This is a genomic window from Nostoc sp. UIC 10630 (genome assembly GCF_010747425.1).
GTDB lineage: Bacteria > Cyanobacteriota > Cyanobacteriia > Cyanobacteriales > Nostocaceae > Nostoc.
The window spans coordinates 31,397-52,445 of sequence record NZ_JAAGOG010000003.1 but is presented as its reverse complement, the minus strand read 5'-3'; the positions used below and the strand labels follow the sequence as shown (position 1 = coordinate 52,445).

The window sequence follows — 21,049 nt, the reverse complement described above, 5'->3', positions numbered from 1 at the left end:
GAGGCAGGAAACCTCCTGCCTCCTTAAGGTAATGTCGCTTCAGAAATACTCAAAGTGTTGTTAGCGTTTGCTTTCGAGGACTCGTTTGCTGCAACGGGTGCAGTTACTTCCCCCGTGCCGCTATCGTTTGTCTCGCCACCAAGACGCAAGGCACTTAAAGCGGTTTTAATGACAACAGCGGTGGGTACTGCCACAATTACGCCCAACAGTCCGCCAATTCTTGCCCCTGTTAAAACTGAAATTAAAATCCAAACTGGATTTAAACCCGTAAAACTGCCTAAAATTCGGGGGGCAATTAAGTTTTCGAGAATTTGCTGTACGATTACTGCTGCTATCAAAACTCTCACACCCATTGAGAAATCTTGTAGTGCTACCAATAGTGTAGTCAGAGCAATGCCCACAGAACCACCAAAGGGGACGAGAGCCATCAGACCAATAGTTAGCCCAAATAGCAGTCCAAATGGTACTTTCAGCCACAAAAAGGTAGGAATGAGGGCTGAAGCCATACAGGTAGATAAAATCAACTGGGTGATGAAGAAATTTTGAAAACTTAGGCGGACTGTTTGGGAGAAAGGAGCGCGAAATTTAGAGGGTAGCCATTCTACTAAACTTTCCCAGAGTTCACTCCCATGCTGTAAAAGGTAGAAAGTCAAAACCATCGTCAAGAGGATATCTAGCAGACTAGTGACTGTAACTACCGCCAGATTTAAAACTTGGCCAGCGATCGCTTGTAATTGTCCCTTGACGCGATCGTTGATTTGTACTACCAGAGCATCGAGGTTAATCGGTAAGCCAAAAGTCTCCGCTTTTTCGTTTAATATCATTAGCTGAGAGCGTCCAGAGTCGATCAACTCTGGCAACCGAGCCACCAGTTGTTGAGCTTGGGTAAGGGCTAACGGAACAAGCGTCACACCCAACGCCAATAAAATCGATAAAGCCAAGAGAAATACTAGGATAGCAACTTGCTCTCGTTTAGCACCATGATGTTCCATCCAACTCACGGGGTAGTTGAGCAGAAATGCTAAAACAGAAGCTCCCACTAAAATGACTATGAGAGAATGGAAATAATTAAAAAATACCGAAAGTGCCCAACCATTTAGAACTAGCAGTGGAACGAATAACGCGATCGCCCCGATTCGCGCTATTGGTGTGAATGTTTGCCACCAGTCGAGTAGCTTGCGTGTCTGCATTTTGAGCTAATTGCGGGATAGAACTAAGTTAAATCTTTCTTTACAGCTTATTATCTCTAACTATATGAGTCTTATTCATCCTTCTAGTTTAGGAGTTATACTAACCCCAATGAAGAATTTTGAATCAAAAGAGAACAGGGAGTGGAGAGCAGGAGAGCAGGGGAGCAGGGGAGCAGGGGAGCAGGTGGAGAATAATAATGCCCAATGCCCCATGACGGCAGTTGCTCCACTAGGGGAAACCCCAAGACCGCACGGTCTCCCCAATGCCCCATGCCCAATCCCCAAAACCCAGTTGTTTTTATATTTGATTCCGATTATCGGCTTTTTTCCATCTTTGTGGACTCTCTATCGGGGGCAGGCCAGCCGGGAACAACTTGCTGTTAGCCGTCTGTCTATCACTTTGGCACTTACTTGGCTGTTGGGATATTTATTATTAAGTACCGGAGCCACAACTTCAGATTTTTTTTCGCTACGTCTATTTATCCTGAATAGTTTTCTCACGTCGGGTTATTTTATAGTGAGTGTCTGGTTGATTTTGCGCTTAATGCAGGGCAAATCTGGACGTTTACCAGGCTTTAGTACTTTAGCAGAACGATTGTTTAGTAAGTACTTATCTTAATTTTTTAGGATGAGAATTATTCAGTAGTTTTACCTATTTCCTAAAAAATTATGGTTGATTTCTCTATATATCTAGTCAAATCCAGTTTATTATTGCCATACTTCAGTAAAACATCTCTAGGTTGACCCAAAAGCAGAAAAAATGCTGCTATAAGTGTTGTGGTTGACACTACATTAAAAAAGTTAGCACTGATAATTAAGAGTTAGCTATTATGGGTTGATTTGTTTGGATATTTTTAGTCTGCAAATTTACCAAATTTGATTATTGAGTAAGTGTGAGGAAGTCTGTGACCATTCAAAGAAGTTCGGCGGAAGAAAATCAGTCGGGAAAAGCCTCAAAGTCCAATAAAAAAATTTCTCAGAACTCGAAATCTGGACGTTGGCTGTGGTTTTGGGTAGGGATGAGTGGGATTGCAATGGTGTCAGCAACAGCAGGGGCACTTTTGGCGGTGTCTTTAACCAGTACACCTTTGCAACAAGCCCAGCTAAGTCCACAGGAAGAAGCGGCCTTTGATGGCGATCGCATTTCTGGAGGTGTGATGCGATTCTCACAATTAACTCGCCCAGTTAATCTCTTAGTTATGGGGATGAGTGTACTCCCTCCAGATGTCCAAAATCCCCCTGAAGACACCAAAAACCTCAAATACCTGCCCCAGGTAAACTCCTTTGATGGTCTTTCTGATGTGATGCTCTTGGTCAAATTTGATCCAGAGACGAAAAAAATAATTATGCTCTCCATTCCCAGAGATACCCGCACAGAAATAGAGGGGTATGGAGTGAAAAAAATTAATGCTGCTAATGTTGATGGTGGGCCAGCTTTAACTGCCAGAACCGTCAGTAATCTCTTAGGTGGGGCGGGAATTGATCGCTATGTGCGAATTAACGTTCTGGGAGTTGCCAAGCTGATTGATGCTTTAGGAGGCGTAACAGTCTACGTCCCCAAAGATATGAAGTACCAAGATGATTCTCAGCATTTGTACATCAATTTGAAGGCGGGTAAGCAGCATCTCAACGGCGAACAAACACTGCAATTGCTGCGGTTTCGCCATGACGAACTTGGTGATATTGGTCGAATTCAACGCCAGCAAATGGTCATGCGGGCTTTGATGGATCAAACACTCAACCCAGCTACTGTTGCTCAATTACCTAAAGTTTTGGATGTAGTTAAAGACCACATCGATACTAATTTGACGGTTGAAGAGTTAGTGGCGCTAATGGGTTTTGGCGTGCGGACAAATCGCTCTAATATGCAAATGTTAATGCTGCCAGGTCGCTTTAGCGAAAAAAATGAGTTTGATGCTAGCTATTGGTTGCCCAGTAAAAATGGTATTGCTAAACTGATGGCTCAACATTTTGGCTTGGAATCAGAACAAGAACAGCAGATGGCTGATCCACGCTCTTTGCGTGTAGCAATTCAAGATAGTACAGGTGGCGATCGCTCTAATCTCCAACCATTAATTAGAGCCTTGGAAAAATCTGGATATCGCAACATTTATATAGCTAAGGCATGGGGTGAACCTCTAGAGGTAACTCATATTGTCGCCCAGCAAGGAGATGGTGACAGCGCCGAATCAATTCGTGAAACTTTGGGATTTGGCGAAGTGCGTGTGGAAAGTACTGGCAACCTTGGCTCGGATGTCAGTATTCAAGTAGGTCAAGATTGGTTGCAACAAAAATCTATTTTGGAGAAGTCGCTGAGTAAATAATTCGTAATTCGTAATTCGTAATTAATTACACTGGCACAAATGCTGCTGAGAGAGAATTTACTGTTTGGCTGAGTTCTTGGAGTTTAGCTGCTACTGCACCATTGGTTAATAATTCCTCTGCTTTAGCTAAACCCTCTGGCATATCTGAACAAATACCACTCCGCCATAAGTAAAATCCACCATTCCACAAGGCTGTTTGCATTAGTTCACCTGGTTTACCTGCTAAAATATCCTGAATATCCGCCACCAATTCTTCAGTAGTTCCAAGGGGTACGTTCTTGGTAGTAAAGCCGTAATCACGCGGTACGAGGTGCAATCTTTCTACCTCTTGGGATGCTATGGATGGAGATAAGCTGATAATTGCAGTGCGATCGCGCGGTAAGTCGCAACTACCTTCCAGTCCTTTTACTAATGTAAATTTCGTTACGCCCCGCAGCCCTAGAGCTATCTTAAACATCCCTTCTGTCGGCGGATGCACAAATCCAGCAATGACATGAGCATCACCAGCATAAGGACACCAAATTAGCTCCATTGTCGCCAAAGGCGGACGTTTGCCAAGTTGATCGCGGTATTCCCAAATACTTGCAATTAAGGGAAAATGCTGTGGTAAATAAATAAAGCCGATTCCCGTTTGCTCAAAAACTTGCTGGGTTTCTGCCAGTGGTAGGTTAGTCCAATCGACTCCTAAACCTTGCCAAATATCTATTAGGGGTAAGCCGTACTTTGTTGGCAGGCGATCGCCTCCGTGCATTATGACTGGTTGTCCAACTGCGGCGAGGATTAAAGCTGTTACCGGACTAATTGGTGCTGTACGGGTTCTGCCATCATAAGGGATGCCAAGAGTGATCGCAGTTCGGCCAGAGTCGAATGGTTGCAGCTTTGGCCCCAATTCATCATAAGCATCCAACATTCCTGCTAACTCTTCCCCTGTAGGACGTTTGATTCGATGAGCAATCAAAAACGCTCCAATTTGGGCTGGTGTCGCTTCACCCAGCAGCATCATTTTAGTAGCGCTGGCTGCTTCAGCGCGAGTTAAATTTTCCCCTGTGTGGTTTCCGCTACCTACTTTTTTCAGTAATTCCCTAAATACATTGCTCATTTGTCCTTTGTCCTTTGTCTACTGTCATTTGTCCATTGTCCTTTCTGAAAATGACTAATGACCAATGACTAATAACTAATGACTAATAAATAATGACACTCAAGAAGCTGATCGCTGCTGGTCAATTTGTAATGGGATATTTTCCCGCACGAGTTGCCAAAAGTACTTAATGGGGGGAATTTGTAGTCGGTCTTGAGTTGTCACCATAACTACCCGCCGAGTCAAACTTGAACCATCTGTTAAAGCACTAATATTATTGTTCTCTAAGGAACGAACCGCTAAAGTAGGGTCAAGACGTGCTTCCAGTAATGCTGATTGAGGTAGCAAAGCGATTAATTCTCCTTGGCGCACCACTCCTCGAAAGGCATCTAGGGTATTTACCTCTAAAGCCGCCTGGAGTGTAGCTTCCATTCGCTCAAATCTATCTTGTATTAAGCGCTGCATCCCATAACCATCTTTAAAAACCACTTGGGGATAAAGAATTAGCTCCGACCAAGGGACACATTCATATTGTGCCAGGGGATGATTAGCTGCGGTGAGAACTTCTATCGGTTCATCATAAAGTACTTCTACCACCATTTCCCTAGCAGTGGTTAAAAAGCGATTATTCATCACAATTGCTAAATCGACCAATCCATCTTTGAGGACTTTCAGGGCGCGATCGCTTCCTAATGAAGTCACCCGCAATTGCACATCTGGATAAGCATGACAAAATTTTTGCAACACTGGTGGTAAGTAAGATCCACATAATGAGTGAATCACGGCAATGCAAAGTTCTGGTTGCTTTCCGGCGATTAAATCAGCTAATTCTTGTGTAGCTGTCTCCCATTCTTGGCAAATTTTACGGACACGGGGTAGTAAACATTCACCTCCTAGCGTTAATTTGGCGTGAGTAGTTCTATGAAAAAGTTCTACACCCAAATCTGCTTCTAATGCCTGGATTTGGCGACTAATCGTCGATTGGGTAACACCAGATGTTCGCGCTGCTTGTTGAAAGCTGCCGGTTTGTGCGATCGCTAGAAAGGCTTGCAACTGCTCTAGGCGCATTTTTATGTAGCCTGAATTACATTTATCTGTTTCATTAAGTTAACGGCTTTTTAACCAAAATTTAGTATAGTTTGTTACAGTAATTTTTCTCTGCTTTACATTTGGGTAAATCAGCTTTTACTGCCTTTTTCGTCAATTATCCGCTTTCCACGGATTTTTTTGATAAATATCGCCAAAAAAGAATTGACTATTTCTATTCTGTCTGCTAAAGCGCAGTGTTAGGCTGCTGGCGTTGCGGTAGAATCTGCGTCATAGTCCTTCAGTTGCCCATCTTCCATATAAATGATGCGATCGGCAATATCGAGGATGCGGTTGTCGTGGGTAACTAGCAAAATCGTGCAGCCTTGTTCTTTGGCTAGCTTCTGCATTATTTCTACAACATCGCGCCCAGATTTTTTGTCGAGTGCAGCAGTAGGTTCATCTGCTAAGACAATCTTAGGGTGGCTAACTAAAGCACGAGCGATTGCTACCCGTTGCTTTTGCCCTCCAGATAGTTTCTCTGGGTAGTAATCGACACGATCTGCTAAACCGACAGTTTCCAAAATGGCGATCGCTTTGGCGTTGATATCCTGATTGAGAAAATCATTATGCAACTCTAAAGACATTCGGACATTTTCTCTAGCTGTCAAAAAAGTCATCAGGTTATGAGCCTGGAAAATATAACCAATTTTGCGGCGCAGCTTAGTTAACTGCTGCTTTTTGGCATCACAAATTTCCTCTCCTAAGATTTTGAGACTACCTTCTTGGGCAGAACGTAATCCACCCATTAAGGTTAACAAGGTAGTTTTCCCCGATCCAGAGGGGCCAGTCATAATGACAATTTCCCCTGCATTAATCTCCAAATTAATATCAAATAATACTTGTTTACGAAGCCCACCTTCACCAAAATAGTGGTTGAGGTTACTAACAGAAATTACAGATTCTAAAGTAGAAAGTGTTGAGTTGGAATTTTCTGGTAAAGACTTTTGCAACATAGGATTTTATAAAGCATTGGGTAGAAAAAATAATTCTTGTAGAGACGCGATGAATCGCGTCTTCTTCTATAGAGACATAATTCATCGCGTCTAAAAAACATCAGCAGGATCAGCAGATCGTAACTTCCGTATTGCGATCGCACCAGAAACACTACACATAATCACGGTCAAAATCCAAACCTGGATCGCCCGTTCCATTTTCATGAAAATAGGAAGCATCGTCGCAGCATAGGTGACTTGATACAATCCAAAAGAAAGGATGAATCCAGGCAGAAAACCTAATATAGCCAATAACAATGCTTCTTGAATTAGAACTCCCAAAAGATAGTTATCGGTGTATCCCATTGCTTTGAGGGTGGCGTATTCTGGCAAGTGATCAGAAACATCAGAGTAAAGGATTTGATAGACAATCACGATGCCAACGATAAACCCGACTGCTGTACCCAAACCGAAAATAAAACCAATGCCAGTACCGGCTTCCCAGTAAGTTCTCTCCACCTTGGCAAACTCTTCTGGAGTCAGGACTCTGACATCTTTAGGTAGTCCATTGACAAGTTGCGATCGCACTTTTTCTGGATCTGCATTTGGTTTAAGCGTGATTAACCCAACTTCGATGCGATCGGGTTTACGTTCTGGAAATAACTGGAGAAAAGTCGAATCACTGGTGATCACATTACCATCGGCAGCAAAAGAAGCACCATCAGTAAACAAGCCTTTAACAAAGACGGCTTTACTATTCAGTTCCGTGTCAAATTTGCCTGTTTTCTTCCAAATATCAGCAACTGCACCGTATTCTGGGCGACCTGCCTGGTCAAAGATAACTTGATACAACTGTTTAAGTTGATCCTGATTTTGTCTGATTTCAGGTGATTTGAATGGTGATTGTGTTGGATCAACACCCCAAACCAAAATGGCACGCTCAAGACGTGTTTCAGGATTTCGCCACTGTCCAGTACTGATGTAGACAGAATTAACTGACTGAACACCTTCATAACCTAATGTTTGATATAGTCGCTCTCTGGAGAAATTTTTTACAGAAAATAAAGTTTGAAATTGGGGATTAATTAAAACTAAATCTGCTTGTAAATTGCGATGAGGTTTCACCGCAGCATCAAAAAGCGCACTTTCAAATCCTAACTGGATAAACATCAGTATATCGGCAAAGGCAATACCTGCGACTGCAACAGCCAGACGGTTTTTTTCTTTCATTAACTGCCGCCATGCTAGCGGCGTTTTGCGAAATAGTTTAGAAAACATATTCAAAAAAACCTTAATAATCCAATGTTTCAGCTTGCTGCTTAAGCTGGCGCTCTCGCATGAAAAGAAATAAGGGAAGACCTAAAGACACACCAACCAAAAGGTTACAAGCAATATAAACCCAGAGATTTTGCATTTTTAGACGTGTCCCTTCCCAAAAGACAAATGTCCACAAGACTAGCGATGAAACAATAACATCCATGCCAAAAAAACCAGAAATTTTGTTCGCAAAAAGTTGTTCAAAAAACAGCCTTATATCAAGACCATGCTCTAAGATGAATGGAACAAATTGGGAGTAAGGTAGAACGAAGCCAAGTACACAAAACAAAAGGTATATGACTTTAATCATGATTTAATTCACCCTCTAAAAAATGCTGAAATACATGAGATAGCGAATAACAACTCTATATTTCAATTGCTGTCTGTACCTGTAAATTAGTGAAACCTGCAACTCGCTTGCTGTTTTCAGGACTGAGGCGAATTTTCACCTCAACTACTCGGCTATCAAGGTTTTCCCCTGGCTGGTTGCTGAAAACGTTTTGTCTATTTACCTGCAAGCCAATTTGGGCAACGGTTCCTCGCAGTTCACCGACAAACGCCTGACTGCTAATCACTGCCTGTTGTCCTAGTTTCACTTTACCGATGTCGGTTTGATAAACTTCTGCCACTGCCATCATCTGGTTTGTTTGCGCTAAGTCTGCAATGCCAGAAGTACTAATTTTTTCTCCGACTCGCGTATGAATTTTGATGATCTGTCCCGCCATTGGTGCTTTGATGTAAGCACCCGCCAATTCAGTTTGGGCATGTTTGAGTGTAGCGATCGCATTTTCAACTTCTGTCTTAGCTGCGGCTACATCTACAGGGCGAACTTCTGCAATACTGGTAAGCGTGGCTTTGGCTTCACTAACTTGCTTGCTACCAGTGGCATTAGTGCGGGCGAGTGCTGCTTTAGCTTCAGATAATTGTTTGCTAGCAGTAGTATTAATCCGGTTGAGAACTGCTTTGGCTTCGTCTACTTGTTGTTTAGCAGTTTCTACAGTCAAGCCTTTGCTGTCATACAAAGAATTAGAAACTGCACCTTGAGAATATAGCTGCTGATAACGTTGATATTCAGCTTCGGCATTTTTCAGTTCTGCCTCTAGCTTCTTAATTGTTGCCTCTTGCGCGATTCTGTCGCCTTCCCACTGTGCCTCTATGCGGAATATCGCTTCCTGCTGCGCTGTTTTGTCTCCTTGGGATTGAGCCTGAAGTCGTTCAACACTGGCTTGCTGGGCGTTAATTTCTCCTACTTTTGCTCCAGCTTGCACTTGAGCGAGTTTAGCTTGAGCAACTCTAACTTGTTGTTGGGCTTGTAATACAGCAGTTTGTAAACGATCGCGGGCATCTAAAATTGCTACCAACTGTCCGGCTTGAACGCGATCGCCTTCTTTGACTAAAATTTTGGCAATGCGATCGCCATCCAATGCCAAGGGCGCAAACAAGCTAATTACCTCAGCTTCGGGTTCGAGTCGTCCTAATGCAGCCACTTTTTGAATTTTGGGCATGGTTTCTACTGGCTCAGATTTCTCTGTTTGACCAACTAACCCAGACCGAGAAATTCCATAAACAACAATTCCACCTGTAATCAAAGTAGCTACAATTACTAATGCAATTAACCCTTTATTATTAGAAGATTTTTTTGACAAAACCATCTCTTTTACTCTCCTAAAAAATCTAACTCTCAAAATCTGTTTTATTTCTAACTCCTAACTCTTGCGGCAAATATGCCGTGAGCATTTTGCCTAACAATGTACATTGTTCAATAAAATCAATTGTTTCATCACCCCATAACTTCTCCAAAATTAAACCGTTGACAAAGCTCAAGACAAAGGAAGCCAATACCGGATCTTGAATACCTAAAAAATCGCAGGCTGCCTGCTGATAACGCTGGTTAGTCCGCTTAAAAACACTATTACTCAACATTTCTTTAGAGTCTTGATGTTGACAAAAATCAATCCAAATATAAGTCCATTTAATGAAGTAATCTTCGTTTTTCACTAGATACCTGCCTAGTGCTTCCATTGCCGCTTGTAAGGTTTGCGCTCCTTCTAATTCAGCCAATGCTGCACTTAAATCTTGCTCACATATTTCTTGGGCCAATTGCTCAAATAAAGCTTGTTTGCTAGGAAAATAGTGGTACAACGTACCAGTAGAAACCCTTAATCCTTCAGCGATTTGGCGCATAGTAATGGAACCATAGCCTTTTTGGGCAAATAAATCAAAGCACTTGTCAAGCAGTTCTTTACGGTATTGCTCATGGTCAACAATCTTAGGCATGACTCATTTTTTTATATCGAACGCTCGTTATATTTTATAATACTATACTTTTGCAGTTTAGCTACAGAGGTTCTCGCTTGAGTGAAATACAAAATATCGGAAGATTGAGGGAAATTACCACTCAGCTAAAGCGATCGCTATTCCTTGTTGCAAATCTGGTGTGAGTGCAGCATTATTGGCTAACTGCTGCAATTTTTGATGTGCAACTTCCCCATCCAAATTTTTGAGTGCTGCGATCGCGTGTAGTCTCACTGATACATTAGAATCAGCTAGCAGTGAAATCAATGGTTCAATTGCTTGTATTTCCCCTAGCTGTCCTAAAGATAAAGCGATCGCACTTTTGATGTTGACAATCTTTGTGGCTGGATGCTGCGATCGCAGTATTTGCAATAATATTTCTGCGGCTTGTGTAGTTTGCGGCTTTTGGACTCGCCCCAAAACGGTGACAATTTCTTGCCAAAGTGTCTCTGAAGTGATTTGATTAAATGCTGTTTGCAAATATTCCAAACTAGATGGTGTCCCCACCCAACTTAAAGCGCGGATGGTTTCTAATTGCAGCTTTGTTGGTGTTTGAGGTGAAATCAACAAATCAAATAAATGTTTTGCAGCGTCATTACAACCCATCCGACAAAGGGAAACTGCGGCTGCACAACAAACATCAAGGTTAAAGTCGTAAAGCTTGGGTTGCAGTCTTGTCACCAAATTTAATGCTTCGCGCAAATCGGGGCGAAAACCTAAACCAAGCACTGCTGCACGCCTAACTGTAGCAGCAATATCATTTAAAGCGTTTAACAAGATTAGTGGTATACGTTCGTCGTGAAAACTGCTGAGGGCTTCAATTGCAGCAGTGCGGATTGTGGCTTGTGAATCTTGTACTACACTCAACAGTGGTGCAATGGTTTCTGTTTGGGGAATACAGGAAAGCGATCGCACTGCTAAAAGTCGTGTATCTTCTTCTAATAGAAGTTCAGTTAGTGAAGTAATAGCAACAGTACCCATTTGCCCTAGTGCTGTAGCTGCGATCGCTTTGAGTTCTTCATCCTCATCAGTTTTCAACAATTCAACTAAGGGTGCGATCGCTTCTGGGTGCTGAAATTCGCCCAAGGTTCGCGCTGCATACCAGCGTAATTCTTCCTCTGCATCTTCATCTTTTAAGATGTCAATGAGTGGTGGGATAGCAATATTTCCCAAGTGAGTCAAAACTTTGGTGATTTCCCAGCGTTGTTGAAAATCTCCCATCTCTAACATTGAAATTGCTAATGTCAGCAGATATTCTCGATTTTTAACTACCTCTGGATGTTGTGAGTCTGACCCTAAAATTAATTGTTGTAAATATTGAATCAGTGATGACCAATCAGCTGCATTATATGCTGTCTGGGCTTGCACCAAAAGCTGGTTGATATTACTCACGATACTCTGAATTGTATTGTTTAAGTGGGCTTGACTACAACTGAATTACCTTCAATTTTGGCGGCGTAAGTTTTAAGCGCTTCTGTCGCTGGGCCTTTTAGCACCTTACCATCAACCCCATATTCTGAACCATGACAGGGACAAGCGAATTTTTTTGCCTCAGCTTTCCATGCTACAGTGCAACCTGCGTGAGTACAGGTAGGGTTAACAGCTGTCATTGCGGCTTTAGATGTTCCGACTACCAACACAGGCCCAGCCGGTGAGTCTTTAGCCAGTAATTGACCAGTTTTATCTAATTCTGCCGAAGTGCCTACTGTTTGCCAATCCCCAGTTGCGGAATTTGTTTGAGAAGAACAAGCTGCGATCGCTACAGGTAGAGAACTCGCTATCAAACCCAAACCTACCCAATTAATAAAATCACGACGTTTCATAGTTGCTGAAATAATATCTAAGTTTTCGCTAACATCTGCCACCTCGATTTTGAATTAGTCTATGGCAATCCAAAATCCCTTCAGTCATCTCAAACCCTCTTCATCAAGCGGTTTGTGTAGCTCATTGGCTGACTGTGATGCAAAAAATGCATATTACGTATCCTTTTTCAGCAATTTTACTAAAAAATCGTAACAATTTATACGATTTTAACAGAAATCTCGCATTAAGTTATGAGTATCGAAATTGTTACATGAACATTATCTAAACCTGCTTGACAAATTTTACAGATGCAAATGGAGACAAGTTTTTCTTGACTAACCACGGATTTGAAGTTTCACGTTGAAATGCTTTTAAGTAACAATAATCAGCCGTAATCAAATATTAAGTCTTTATTCCCTAAACCTCGTAGATATACCACCTAATGGAACTACGGGTTGATTGATATTGGGCAATTAGCAGCAAAAATTCTCACGAGAGTCAGCCTCATGACAGACACAACAACTACGACTACCAGCCTCAATAAATTCGAGAAATTCAAGGCGCAAAAAGATGGACTCGCCATCAGGGATGAGATAGAGAAATTTGCGGACTTGGGCTGGGAAGCAATGGACGAAACAGATCGCGATCATCGGCTCAAGTGGGTAGGCGTGTTTTTCCGCCCTGTTACCCCAGGCAAGTTTATGATGCGGTTACGGATGCCTAATGGTATTCTCACCAGCAGTCAGATGAGTGTTTTAGCCCAAGTGGTGCAGCGTTATGGAGATGATGGGTGCGCCGATATTACCACCAGACAGAATATTCAATTACGGGGAATCAGAATTGAAGATTTACCAGATATCTTTAATAGATTTCACGCAGTTGGTTTAACCACTATCCAATCAGGGATGGATAACATCCGCAATATTACAGGCGATCCGGTGGCGGGATTGGATGCTGATGAGTTGTACGACACAAGAGAGTTGATACAGCAAATTCAAGATATGCTCACCAACAACGGTGAAGGAAACCCAGAGTTTAGCAACTTACCACGGAAATTTAACATTGCGATCGCAGGTGGAAGAGACAATTCAGTTCACGCTGAAATTAACGATTTAGCTTTTGTTCCAGCATTTAAGGAAGGGACTGGGGACTGGGGACTAGGGACTGGGGAAAAATCTTCCGAGTCCCCAATATTTGGTTTTAACATCCTCGTCGGTGGCTTTTTCTCAGCTAAACGTTGTGAGGCGGCGATTCCTCTAAATGCTTGGGTAGTTCCAGAAGATGTGGTAGCTGTATGTAGAGCAGTTTTGGAAGTCTTTCGTGACAACGGGCCGCGTGCTAATCGGCAAAAATCCCGCTTGATGTGGCTAATTGATGAATGGGGTTTAGAAAAATTTCGAGCAGAAGTAGAAAGCCGTTTGGGTAAATCATTATTACCCGCAGCCGCAAAAGACGAGATTGACTGGGAAAAACGCGACCACATCGGAGTATATAAACAAAAACAACCGGGGCTAAATTACGCAGGTTTAAATATTCCTGTCGGGCGACTGTATGCCGAAGATATGTTTGAAATTGCTCGTCTAGCAGAAGTTTTCGGCAGTGGTGAGATCCGCTTTACCGTTGAGCAGAACATCGTCATCCCCAACATTTCTGACTCGCGGTTAGCAACATTTTTAACAGAACCATTACTAGAAAGGTTTTCTATTGATCCAGGTTTCCTGGCGCGATCGCTAGTATCTTGCACAGGCGCACAATTTTGCAACTTCGCCCTCATCGAAACCAAAAACCGCGCCTTGGAAATGATTAAAGCCTTAGAAGAAGATTTAATCTTCATCAATCCAGTCCGAATTCACTGGACAGGTTGCCCTAACTCTTGCGGCCAGCCCCAAGTTGCAGACATCGGCTTGATGGGAACTAAAACTCGTAAAAATGGCAAAACCCTGGAAGGTGTTGACATATATATGGGCGGTAAAGTCGGCAAAGATGCCCATTTGGGAACTTGCGTTATCAAAGGCATACCCTGCGAAGACTTACAGCCATTATTGCAAGATTTACTAATCAAAAACTTTGGGGCAAAACTCAAACAAGAAGCTTTACTAGTTGGGAACTGCAAACTTTAAGACTTAAACTTCGACTTTTAAGACTTAACCTTCGACCTTAAAAACTTAACCTTCAAACTTAAAGACTTAAGCTTCGACCTTTAAGGCTTATCTTCTCCTACCTCTTCATCGTAGTTTATTCAATTAGAAAGATTGGAATGCTTAAAAACTTATTTTCATTTAGCGATCGCTACCGAATTTTACATCAAACTTGGTTTGCTTTCTTTCTTACCTTTGTCTGTTGGTTTAATTTTGCTCCCTTCGCTACAACCATTGGCAAAGAGCTAAGTTTAGCGCCTGAGCAAATCAAAACTTTGGGTATCTGTAACCTTGCTCTCACAATACCTGCACGGCTAATTATTGGGATGCTTCTGGATCGTTTTGGCCCCAGAATCACCTACTCAATCTTGCTGATGTTTGCGGCTGTTCCTTGTTTAGCAACGGCACTAGCGCAAGATTTTAATCAACTAGTTATCAGTCGTTTGCTGATGGGAATTGTCGGCTCTGGGTTTGTTGTCGGTATCCGCATGGTAGGGGAATGGTTCCAGCCGAAGGAGATGGGAATTGCTCAAGGCATTTATGGCGGTTGGGGTAATTTTGGGGCTTTTGGTGCAGAGTTTGCCTTACCGATACTTGCAGTTTCTACTAGCTTTTTCGCTGGTGGTGCTTCTAACTGGCGATTTGCGATCGCACTTACAGGGATCGTTACAGCTATCTACGGCGTAATTTATTACAACAACGTCCAAGATACACCCACTGGTAAAGTCTACAAGAAACCGAAGAAAAATGGTTCTTTAGAAGTGACTAGTGTTAAAAGCTTCTGGGCGATGATTGTCTCGAATTTTGGTTTGATTTTCGCTTTAGGTTTATTAGCTTGGCGCTTAGAACAAAAGAACATTCACTTCCTAACTTTGAGCCAAATGTATTTGGCTTGGTTACTATTAGCAGGATTGTTTGCTTACCAAAGTTATAAAGCTTGGCAAGTAAACCGAGAACTTCTCACTGGCAAGAAAACTTACCCTGCATCTGAACGCTTCCAATTTGGTCAAGTAGCTTTACTCGAATTTACTTACATAACTAACTTTGGCAGCGAATTAGCAGTTGTTTCTATGCTCCCAGCATTCTTTGAAAAAACTTTTGCTCTAGAGCATGTTGTCGCTGGGATGATTGCTGCTACCTATCCCTTTTTGAATTTGGTTTCTCGTCCTAGTGGTGGCTTAATTTCTGATAAATTTAGCTCCCGCAAATGGACAATGACAATTATTAGTGCTGGCATCGGTGTTAGTTATTTGATTGCACATTTTATTAATGGTAACTGGCCAATTCCGTTAGCGATCGCAGTTACAATGTTTGCCGCTTACTTTGCTCAAGCTGGCTGCGGTGCAACTTACAGTATCGTACCCTTAATTAAAAAGGAAGCCACTGGACAAATTGCCGGTAATGTGGGAGCTTACGGTAATTTTGGCGGCGTAGTTTACCTAACAATTTTTAGCCTAACCGACGCTCCCACACTATTTACCACAATGGGTATAGCTGCACTAATCTGTGCTTTTATGTGTGCTTTCTTCCTCAAAGAACCAAAAGGTTCCTTTGCCGCAGCTTATGAAGGTGAATTACCAGAAACTGCCACTCAAAACCCTACCTTTATAGCGGAAAAATAGACTTCTGCATTGGACATTGTAAGAGAGATTTTCATTTTTTCTTGTGAGTGCAACTCATGAAATTTCTTGACTACCCGCTTCAAGGTGACTCGTAAAATAAGATTGTTTTTTCTCAGCGCTCTCTGCGCCTCTGTGGTTAAATAAATTACTTTTGAACCGCAGAGACGCAGAGGACACAGAGTAAAGTGCTTAAAGAATAATTTCTACACTATTCTTTACTCCCTAACATTTCTCAAACAGTCGCTAAATCTGAGGTTGCACAATCAAAATAACAAAATGGTACAACTGCCATGAGTGAATTTACCAAAACTCTTTGTCCTTACTGTGGTGTTGGTTGTGGACTAGAAGTTTCACCCCCAGCCCAACTTGGCAAAGCAACTAATCGAGATAGTGAAGGAAATCCGACTTGGCGGGTGCGCGGCGATAAAGCCCATCCATCTAGCCAAGGAATGGTTTGTGTCAAAGGCGCAACGATCGCAGAATCTTTAGATAAAAATAGATTACATTACCCAATGGTGCGAGACTCTTTAGATCAAGAGTTTCGGCGCGTTAGTTGGGATGAAGCTTTTAATCTCATCACGCAGCGCATTCAAACAGTCCGCTTCACCCAGGGGACAGAAGCCTTATGTATGTACGGTTCTGGTCAGTTTCAAACCGAGGACTACTACATAGCCCAGAAGCTCATGAAAGGCTGTCTGGGTACTAATAATTTTGATGCCAACTCACGTTTATGTATGTCTAGTGCTGTGGCTGGCTACATTCAAAGCTTTGGCGCAGATGGCCCGCCCTGTTGTTACGAAGACTTAGAGTTAACTGACTGTGCATTTTTAATTGGCACTAATACAGCCGAATGTCATCCCATCGTTTTTAACCGACTGGAGAAATATCACAAAAAGAACCGCAAGGTCAAAATGATTGTGGTAGATCCCCGACGCACACCAACCGCCGAAGCCGCCGACTTGCATTTAGCCATTCGTCCCGGTACAGATATCGATTTGTTAAACGGCATCGCCCACTTATTGATGCGCTGGAATTACATTGATACCATGTTCATGGACGACTGCACCAGCAACTTTCCCGCTTATGCTGAGGTGATTCGCCACTATCCACCGGAAGTCGTGGCTCGTCAATGTGGAATCAGTATTGAAGATTTAGAAACAGCAGCACGCTACTGGGGTGAATCTCGGCGGGTACTGTCTTTGTGGTCAATGGGTGTGAATCAATCGTCAGAGGGGACAGCTAAGGTAAGAACTATCATCAACCTGCATCTGATGACTGGACAAATCGGCAAACCTGGGGCTGGCCCTTTTTCCCTCACTGGACAACCAAACGCAATGGGAGGAAGGGAAGCCGGTGGTTTGGCGCATTTATTACCGGGTTATCGGGTAGTGAAAAATCCCCAGCATCGGGCAGAAGTTGAGCAGTTTTGGGGACTTAAACCAGGACAGATTTCACCCAATCCCGGTTTGACTGCTTGGGATATGATTACTGGCTTGGAAAATGATGCTGTCGGGTTATTGTGGATTGCAGCTACTAATCCGGCTGTAAGTATGCCAGATTTGGAGCGAACTAAGAAGGCGTTGTTGCGATCGCCTTTTACCATTTACCAAGACGCTTATTATCCCACAGAAACCTCTGCCTATGCTCACGTTTTGCTACCAGCAGCCCAGTGGGGTGAAAAAACTGGTGTGATGACAAACTCCGAACGGGTGGTAACTTTGTGTCAAGCATTCCGCCAACCACCAAGAGAAGCTAAAGCAGATTGGGAAATTTTCGCTGAAGTTGGACGCAGATTAGGTTTTGAAAAAGAGTTCGCCTTTGCTAACTCGGCTGAAGTTTATGCTGAATTCGTCCAATTAACTCAAAATCGCCCCTGCGATATGACAGGTATCAGTCATGAACAATTGACACAAGGCCCGACTCAATGGCCTTACCCAGCCAAGAAAGGAGAGTCAGTATTTATTGATAGTGAAACAGGACTCTTAAGTTTTCAGCCAGAAGAAGAAGAAACTTTCTCTGACAAAGAAGCTGGGAAGAAGCGTAAGTACCATACACTCAGAACAGGAAAACGGCTCTACACTGATTTACGCTTTCATACCCCTGATGGACGCGCTCAATTTGGGGCATATTACTCAAAGGGATTGGCAGAACCACCAGACCCAGATTATCCTTTTGTGCTAACTAATGGGAGACTTTACGGACATTGGCACACCCAGACACGCACCGGTCGCATTGAAAAAATTTGCAAAATGCACCCCGAACCGTTTATCGAAATTCATCCCCGTGATGCGGCGAAGTTAGGTATTGTAGATAACCAATCTGTACAAGTGCGATCGCGTCGTGGTAAAGCTCAGTTTCCTGCGAAAGTGACAAAAGCGATCGCACCAGGTACAGTTTTTGTCCCTATGCACTGGGGTTCACTGTGGGCTGATAATGCCGAAGCTAACGCCCTCACCCATCCAGAATCTTGCCCAGATTCGCTGCAACCAGAATTAAAAGCCTGTGCTGTGCAGCTGATACCAATTTTTGTAGAAGTTACAGTCAAAGATTATCAATTCCAGTCATCACAATGGTAAGCTGCAAAGTGTATTTATAAAGAGGGAATTAACAATCAATCACTAATAGGTAATTTAGTCAATAATAAATAACTAATAGTGATTATAAATTTTTATGGCTCTCTACTCTTGACTCATAGCAACTACTATATATAAAGAGGCTAGATTTCTAGTAAGCAGAGGTTTTACTAGCACCGAGTTAAGCTATGGGAAAGAATAAAAATCAGATAGTAAACTTAAAAATCATCTTTTTTTTAATCCTCTAGATTTATCTATAGGATTTTATTTTATTTAAAAATTGGGTGCAGCAAATGAAAAAGTTAATGAGGCAAATTCTCGGAGCTACCACAGATGAGAACTTCATGCACATCATTGAAAACATTGAGGTGCTAGTTTCTAAAGTTCTATCTATTTTTATGGTAGTTGTAATTTTGGTTGCGATCGGAGACTTAGCAGTTTTTATTCTTAAAGAGTTATTTACAGCTCCCTATGCAAAGTTTAACACAACCTTGTATAAAATATTTGGGTTATTTTTGAATATTTTAATCGCTTTAGAAATCTTAGAAAATATCACAGCTTATTTGCGAAAGCACGTCTTTCAAGTTGAATTAGTTATTGTCACATCTTTAATTGCTGTTGCCAGAAAAATTATCATTCTTGATTTAGAAAAAGTTTCAGGTATTGATATAATTGGTTTAGGAATTGCTATTCTCGCCCTCTCAATTAGTTACTTGATAATTCGGCTCAGTAATGACAGAAATACTCGTTAACAATAGAGCTTGATTAAGATATTTTCGGCTATAATATCTAGGGAGATATAGTTTGGTCTGAATCCACCTAAAAATATAGAGTATACGAGATAATTAAGAACAACCAAAACTCCATTTTGGATAAATTATTAGTCTGCGATCGCTATTTATGTATTGTTTTTAATTACTAATTGGTGTAAATGAAATCTAAAAAATTATCCATACTTTAAAATCGTTAATTTTAAATAATCGAATTTTGAATACTTGACTATGACAGATTTTTTTCAATTTGAAGCAGACTTTGTTGATTCCCTGCGTTGTATCCCCATGCAGGTGCGCTGCAATTTAGATACTTGTGGCATTAAGCTAAAATTGTCTGATTGGAATCAAATGACTACAGCCGAACGTCAAGCTTTAGTCGATTTACCTTGCACAACAGAAACGGAAATTCAGTCTTACCGCGAACATATCGAACAATTAATTCTAGAACGCACGGGTATACCAGCTACAAAATTACCCATTGAGCCACATCCTGCATGGCTAGACTCTAGTACCGTACCACCTAGCCTCCAGGAAAAAGCTCAAGAAATAGGTGTAAACCTGACACCGCAACATTGGGCAGCTTTAACGCCTTTACAGCGTTTTGCCTTAATTAAACTCAGTCGCCCAGGGCATGAAAGCAAAAATTTTAAGAGAGCGATCGCAGAATTTAATCTGCTTTAATTTACAGAATAAAAGTGTTCAGTGCATTACACTTTGTTAACTTGCCATCATGAAATGATACATTATCGCCGAGTTAGTGCTGTAATGTGTCAAAAATTTGTGCGTCTGCTCACGCCTAATAGACTCAACTCTAAATTAATATTTATTTTATAAACAACTGCTAAATATTGATTCTAGACTATTGACTATTAACTAATAGGTGGGGGTAGAAAATATGGCTGCAAAGAAACTTTTGATGCTGGTTGGGGACTATGTAGAAGACTATGAAGTGATGGTTCCTTTTCAGGCGTTACAAATGGTGGGGCATACCGTCCATGCAGTTTGCCCAGACAAAAAAGCTGGTGACAAGGTGCGGACAGCAGTTCATGACTTTGAAGGAGATCAAACTTATAGTGAAAAACCCGGTCACAATTTCACTTTAAATGCTACTTTCGCGGAAGTAGACGCTGCAACTTATGATGGCTTAATCATTCCCGGAGGAAGGGCACCAGAATATATCCGCCTGAATCAGCAGGTACTAGAAATCACCCGTCACTTTGCCCAAACGAAAAAACCAATTGCTGCCATCTGCCACGGCTTACAGTTATTAGCAGCTGCTGATGTACTGCAAGGGAAGAGATGCACTGGGTACCCTGCTTGTAGTCCAGATGTCAAGAGTGCTGGAGGGATTTATGTTGATATCGCTGTTGATGAGGCAATAGTTGATGGTAATTTGGTAACGGCACCAGCTTGGCCTGCTCACCCCCGTTGGCTGGCAGAATTCCTGATAGTACTTGGAACTAAGATTGAACACCCACAACTGGCTACAGTTATTTGAGCCAATACACCGAAAATCTTTTGGGGCGATATTCAGGGCAGTTTCTTTACCTACTCCCTACTTCAAATAGACTGTGGCAAAAACAGCTGACCTTTAAAGTGAGACTCCTACGGACGCTCGATTACTCGCTACCGCCAGTTACTCATTGAGAAACTCTCTTCTTTACAAGACACTTTGCGTTCGCAGAGCGTTCCGTAAAGCCTCCGGTATAGATCCGCTTAGGGCGCAGCCTCTCGTAGAGAAAGATAAAGCGCTAGCCCTGTCCCTTTGGAAGAAGACCATACTAGCTCGCAACAGACCACGAGAAATTATATATTTTCTAAATGAAACTAAATGCAGTAAAAACTACTGTTTTTTGATAAATTGCTTTGGATGAAATTTACCGCTAGGATGTCAAAAGCAGACAAATCATATAGT

At 42.1% G+C, this 21,049-nt stretch carries 18 protein-coding genes; 8 read left to right on the top strand and 10 right to left on the bottom strand.

Going from position 1 to position 21,049, the window contains the following annotated elements; all coding sequences use genetic code 11:
- Positions 1-23: 23 nt before the first annotated feature.
- Positions 24-1,190, bottom strand: coding sequence for an AI-2E family transporter (locus G1O98_RS01635; RefSeq protein ID WP_163926875.1), 1,167 nt, complete (start codon positions 1,188-1,190; stop codon positions 24-26).
- A 211-nt stretch (positions 1,191-1,401) separates the two neighbouring features.
- Here G1O98_RS01635 and G1O98_RS01630 point away from each other — a divergent pair, with 211 nt between their 5' ends.
- Positions 1,402-1,809, top strand: coding sequence for a hypothetical protein (locus G1O98_RS01630; protein WP_175586470.1), 408 nt, complete (start codon positions 1,402-1,404; stop codon positions 1,807-1,809).
- Positions 1,810-2,095: 286 nt separating this feature from the next.
- Entirely contained in the window at positions 2,096-3,514 is a 1,419-nt protein-coding gene (locus G1O98_RS01625; protein WP_163926874.1) for an LCP family protein, read from the top strand.
- A 25-nt stretch (positions 3,515-3,539) separates the two neighbouring features.
- Here the strand turns inward: G1O98_RS01625 and G1O98_RS01620 are convergent, their stop codons facing one another.
- From G1O98_RS01620 to G1O98_RS01580, 9 genes are all read right to left on the bottom strand, one after another.
- The gene (locus G1O98_RS01620; protein ID WP_163926873.1) at positions 3,540-4,613 is read right to left on the bottom strand and encodes an anthranilate phosphoribosyltransferase family protein; all 1,074 of its coding nucleotides are present in this window, start codon (positions 4,611-4,613) and stop codon (positions 3,540-3,542) included.
- 99 nt (positions 4,614-4,712) lie between these two features.
- Positions 4,713-5,660: a LysR family transcriptional regulator gene (locus G1O98_RS01615; RefSeq protein WP_163926872.1), complete on the bottom strand. Its 948-nt coding sequence runs from the start codon at positions 5,658-5,660 to the stop codon at positions 4,713-4,715.
- Between the two features lie 218 nt (positions 5,661-5,878).
- Entirely contained in the window at positions 5,879-6,634 is a 756-nt protein-coding gene (locus G1O98_RS01610; RefSeq protein WP_163926871.1) for a DevA family ABC transporter ATP-binding protein, read from the bottom strand.
- 90 nt (positions 6,635-6,724) lie between these two features.
- Positions 6,725-7,891 carry an ABC transporter permease DevC gene (gene devC, locus G1O98_RS01605; RefSeq protein WP_163926870.1) on the bottom strand — a complete coding sequence of 389 codons (1,167 nt, stop codon included), beginning with the start codon at positions 7,889-7,891 and terminating at the stop codon, positions 6,725-6,727.
- Positions 7,892-7,904: 13 nt separating this feature from the next.
- Positions 7,905-8,240, bottom strand: coding sequence for a DUF2834 domain-containing protein (locus tag G1O98_RS01600; RefSeq protein WP_163926869.1), 336 nt, complete (start codon positions 8,238-8,240; stop codon positions 7,905-7,907).
- 55 nt (positions 8,241-8,295) lie between these two features.
- Positions 8,296-9,582: an ABC exporter membrane fusion protein gene (locus tag G1O98_RS01595; protein ID WP_163926868.1), complete on the bottom strand. Its 1,287-nt coding sequence runs from the start codon at positions 9,580-9,582 to the stop codon at positions 8,296-8,298.
- A gap of 22 nt (positions 9,583-9,604) precedes the next feature.
- Positions 9,605-10,207 (bottom strand): TetR/AcrR family transcriptional regulator, encoded by a 603-nt coding sequence (locus G1O98_RS01590; RefSeq protein ID WP_163926867.1) that lies wholly within the window; start codon positions 10,205-10,207, stop codon positions 9,605-9,607.
- A 114-nt stretch (positions 10,208-10,321) separates the two neighbouring features.
- A complete protein-coding gene (locus G1O98_RS01585) occupies positions 10,322-11,620 on the bottom strand; it encodes a HEAT repeat domain-containing protein (protein WP_163926925.1) in 1,299 nt (432 codons plus the stop codon).
- A gap of 17 nt (positions 11,621-11,637) precedes the next feature.
- Complete coding sequence (locus G1O98_RS01580) at positions 11,638-12,048, bottom strand: ubiquinol-cytochrome c reductase iron-sulfur subunit (RefSeq protein ID WP_163926924.1); 411 nt, start codon at positions 12,046-12,048, stop codon at positions 11,638-11,640.
- Between the two features lie 486 nt (positions 12,049-12,534).
- Here G1O98_RS01580 and G1O98_RS01575 point away from each other — a divergent pair, with 486 nt between their 5' ends.
- From G1O98_RS01575 to G1O98_RS01550, 6 genes are all read left to right on the top strand, one after another.
- The gene (locus G1O98_RS01575) at positions 12,535-14,148 is read left to right on the top strand and encodes a ferredoxin--nitrite reductase (protein ID WP_163926866.1); all 1,614 of its coding nucleotides are present in this window, start codon (positions 12,535-12,537) and stop codon (positions 14,146-14,148) included.
- Positions 14,149-14,285: 137 nt separating this feature from the next.
- Positions 14,286-15,788: a NarK family nitrate/nitrite MFS transporter gene (locus tag G1O98_RS01570; protein ID WP_163926865.1), complete on the top strand. Its 1,503-nt coding sequence runs from the start codon at positions 14,286-14,288 to the stop codon at positions 15,786-15,788.
- 290 nt (positions 15,789-16,078) lie between these two features.
- Complete coding sequence (locus G1O98_RS01565; protein WP_163926864.1) at positions 16,079-18,364, top strand: nitrate reductase; 2,286 nt, start codon at positions 16,079-16,081, stop codon at positions 18,362-18,364.
- Positions 18,365-18,654: 290 nt separating this feature from the next.
- Positions 18,655-19,113, top strand: a complete 459-nt coding sequence (locus tag G1O98_RS01560) for a phosphate-starvation-inducible PsiE family protein (RefSeq protein WP_163926863.1) — start codon at positions 18,655-18,657, stop codon at positions 19,111-19,113.
- A gap of 249 nt (positions 19,114-19,362) precedes the next feature.
- Positions 19,363-19,815, top strand: coding sequence for a nitrate reductase associated protein (locus tag G1O98_RS01555; protein ID WP_163926862.1), 453 nt, complete (start codon positions 19,363-19,365; stop codon positions 19,813-19,815).
- A gap of 214 nt (positions 19,816-20,029) precedes the next feature.
- Positions 20,030-20,632, top strand: a complete 603-nt coding sequence (locus G1O98_RS01550) for a DJ-1/PfpI family protein (protein WP_163926861.1) — start codon at positions 20,030-20,032, stop codon at positions 20,630-20,632.
- Positions 20,633-21,049 lie beyond the last annotated feature (417 nt).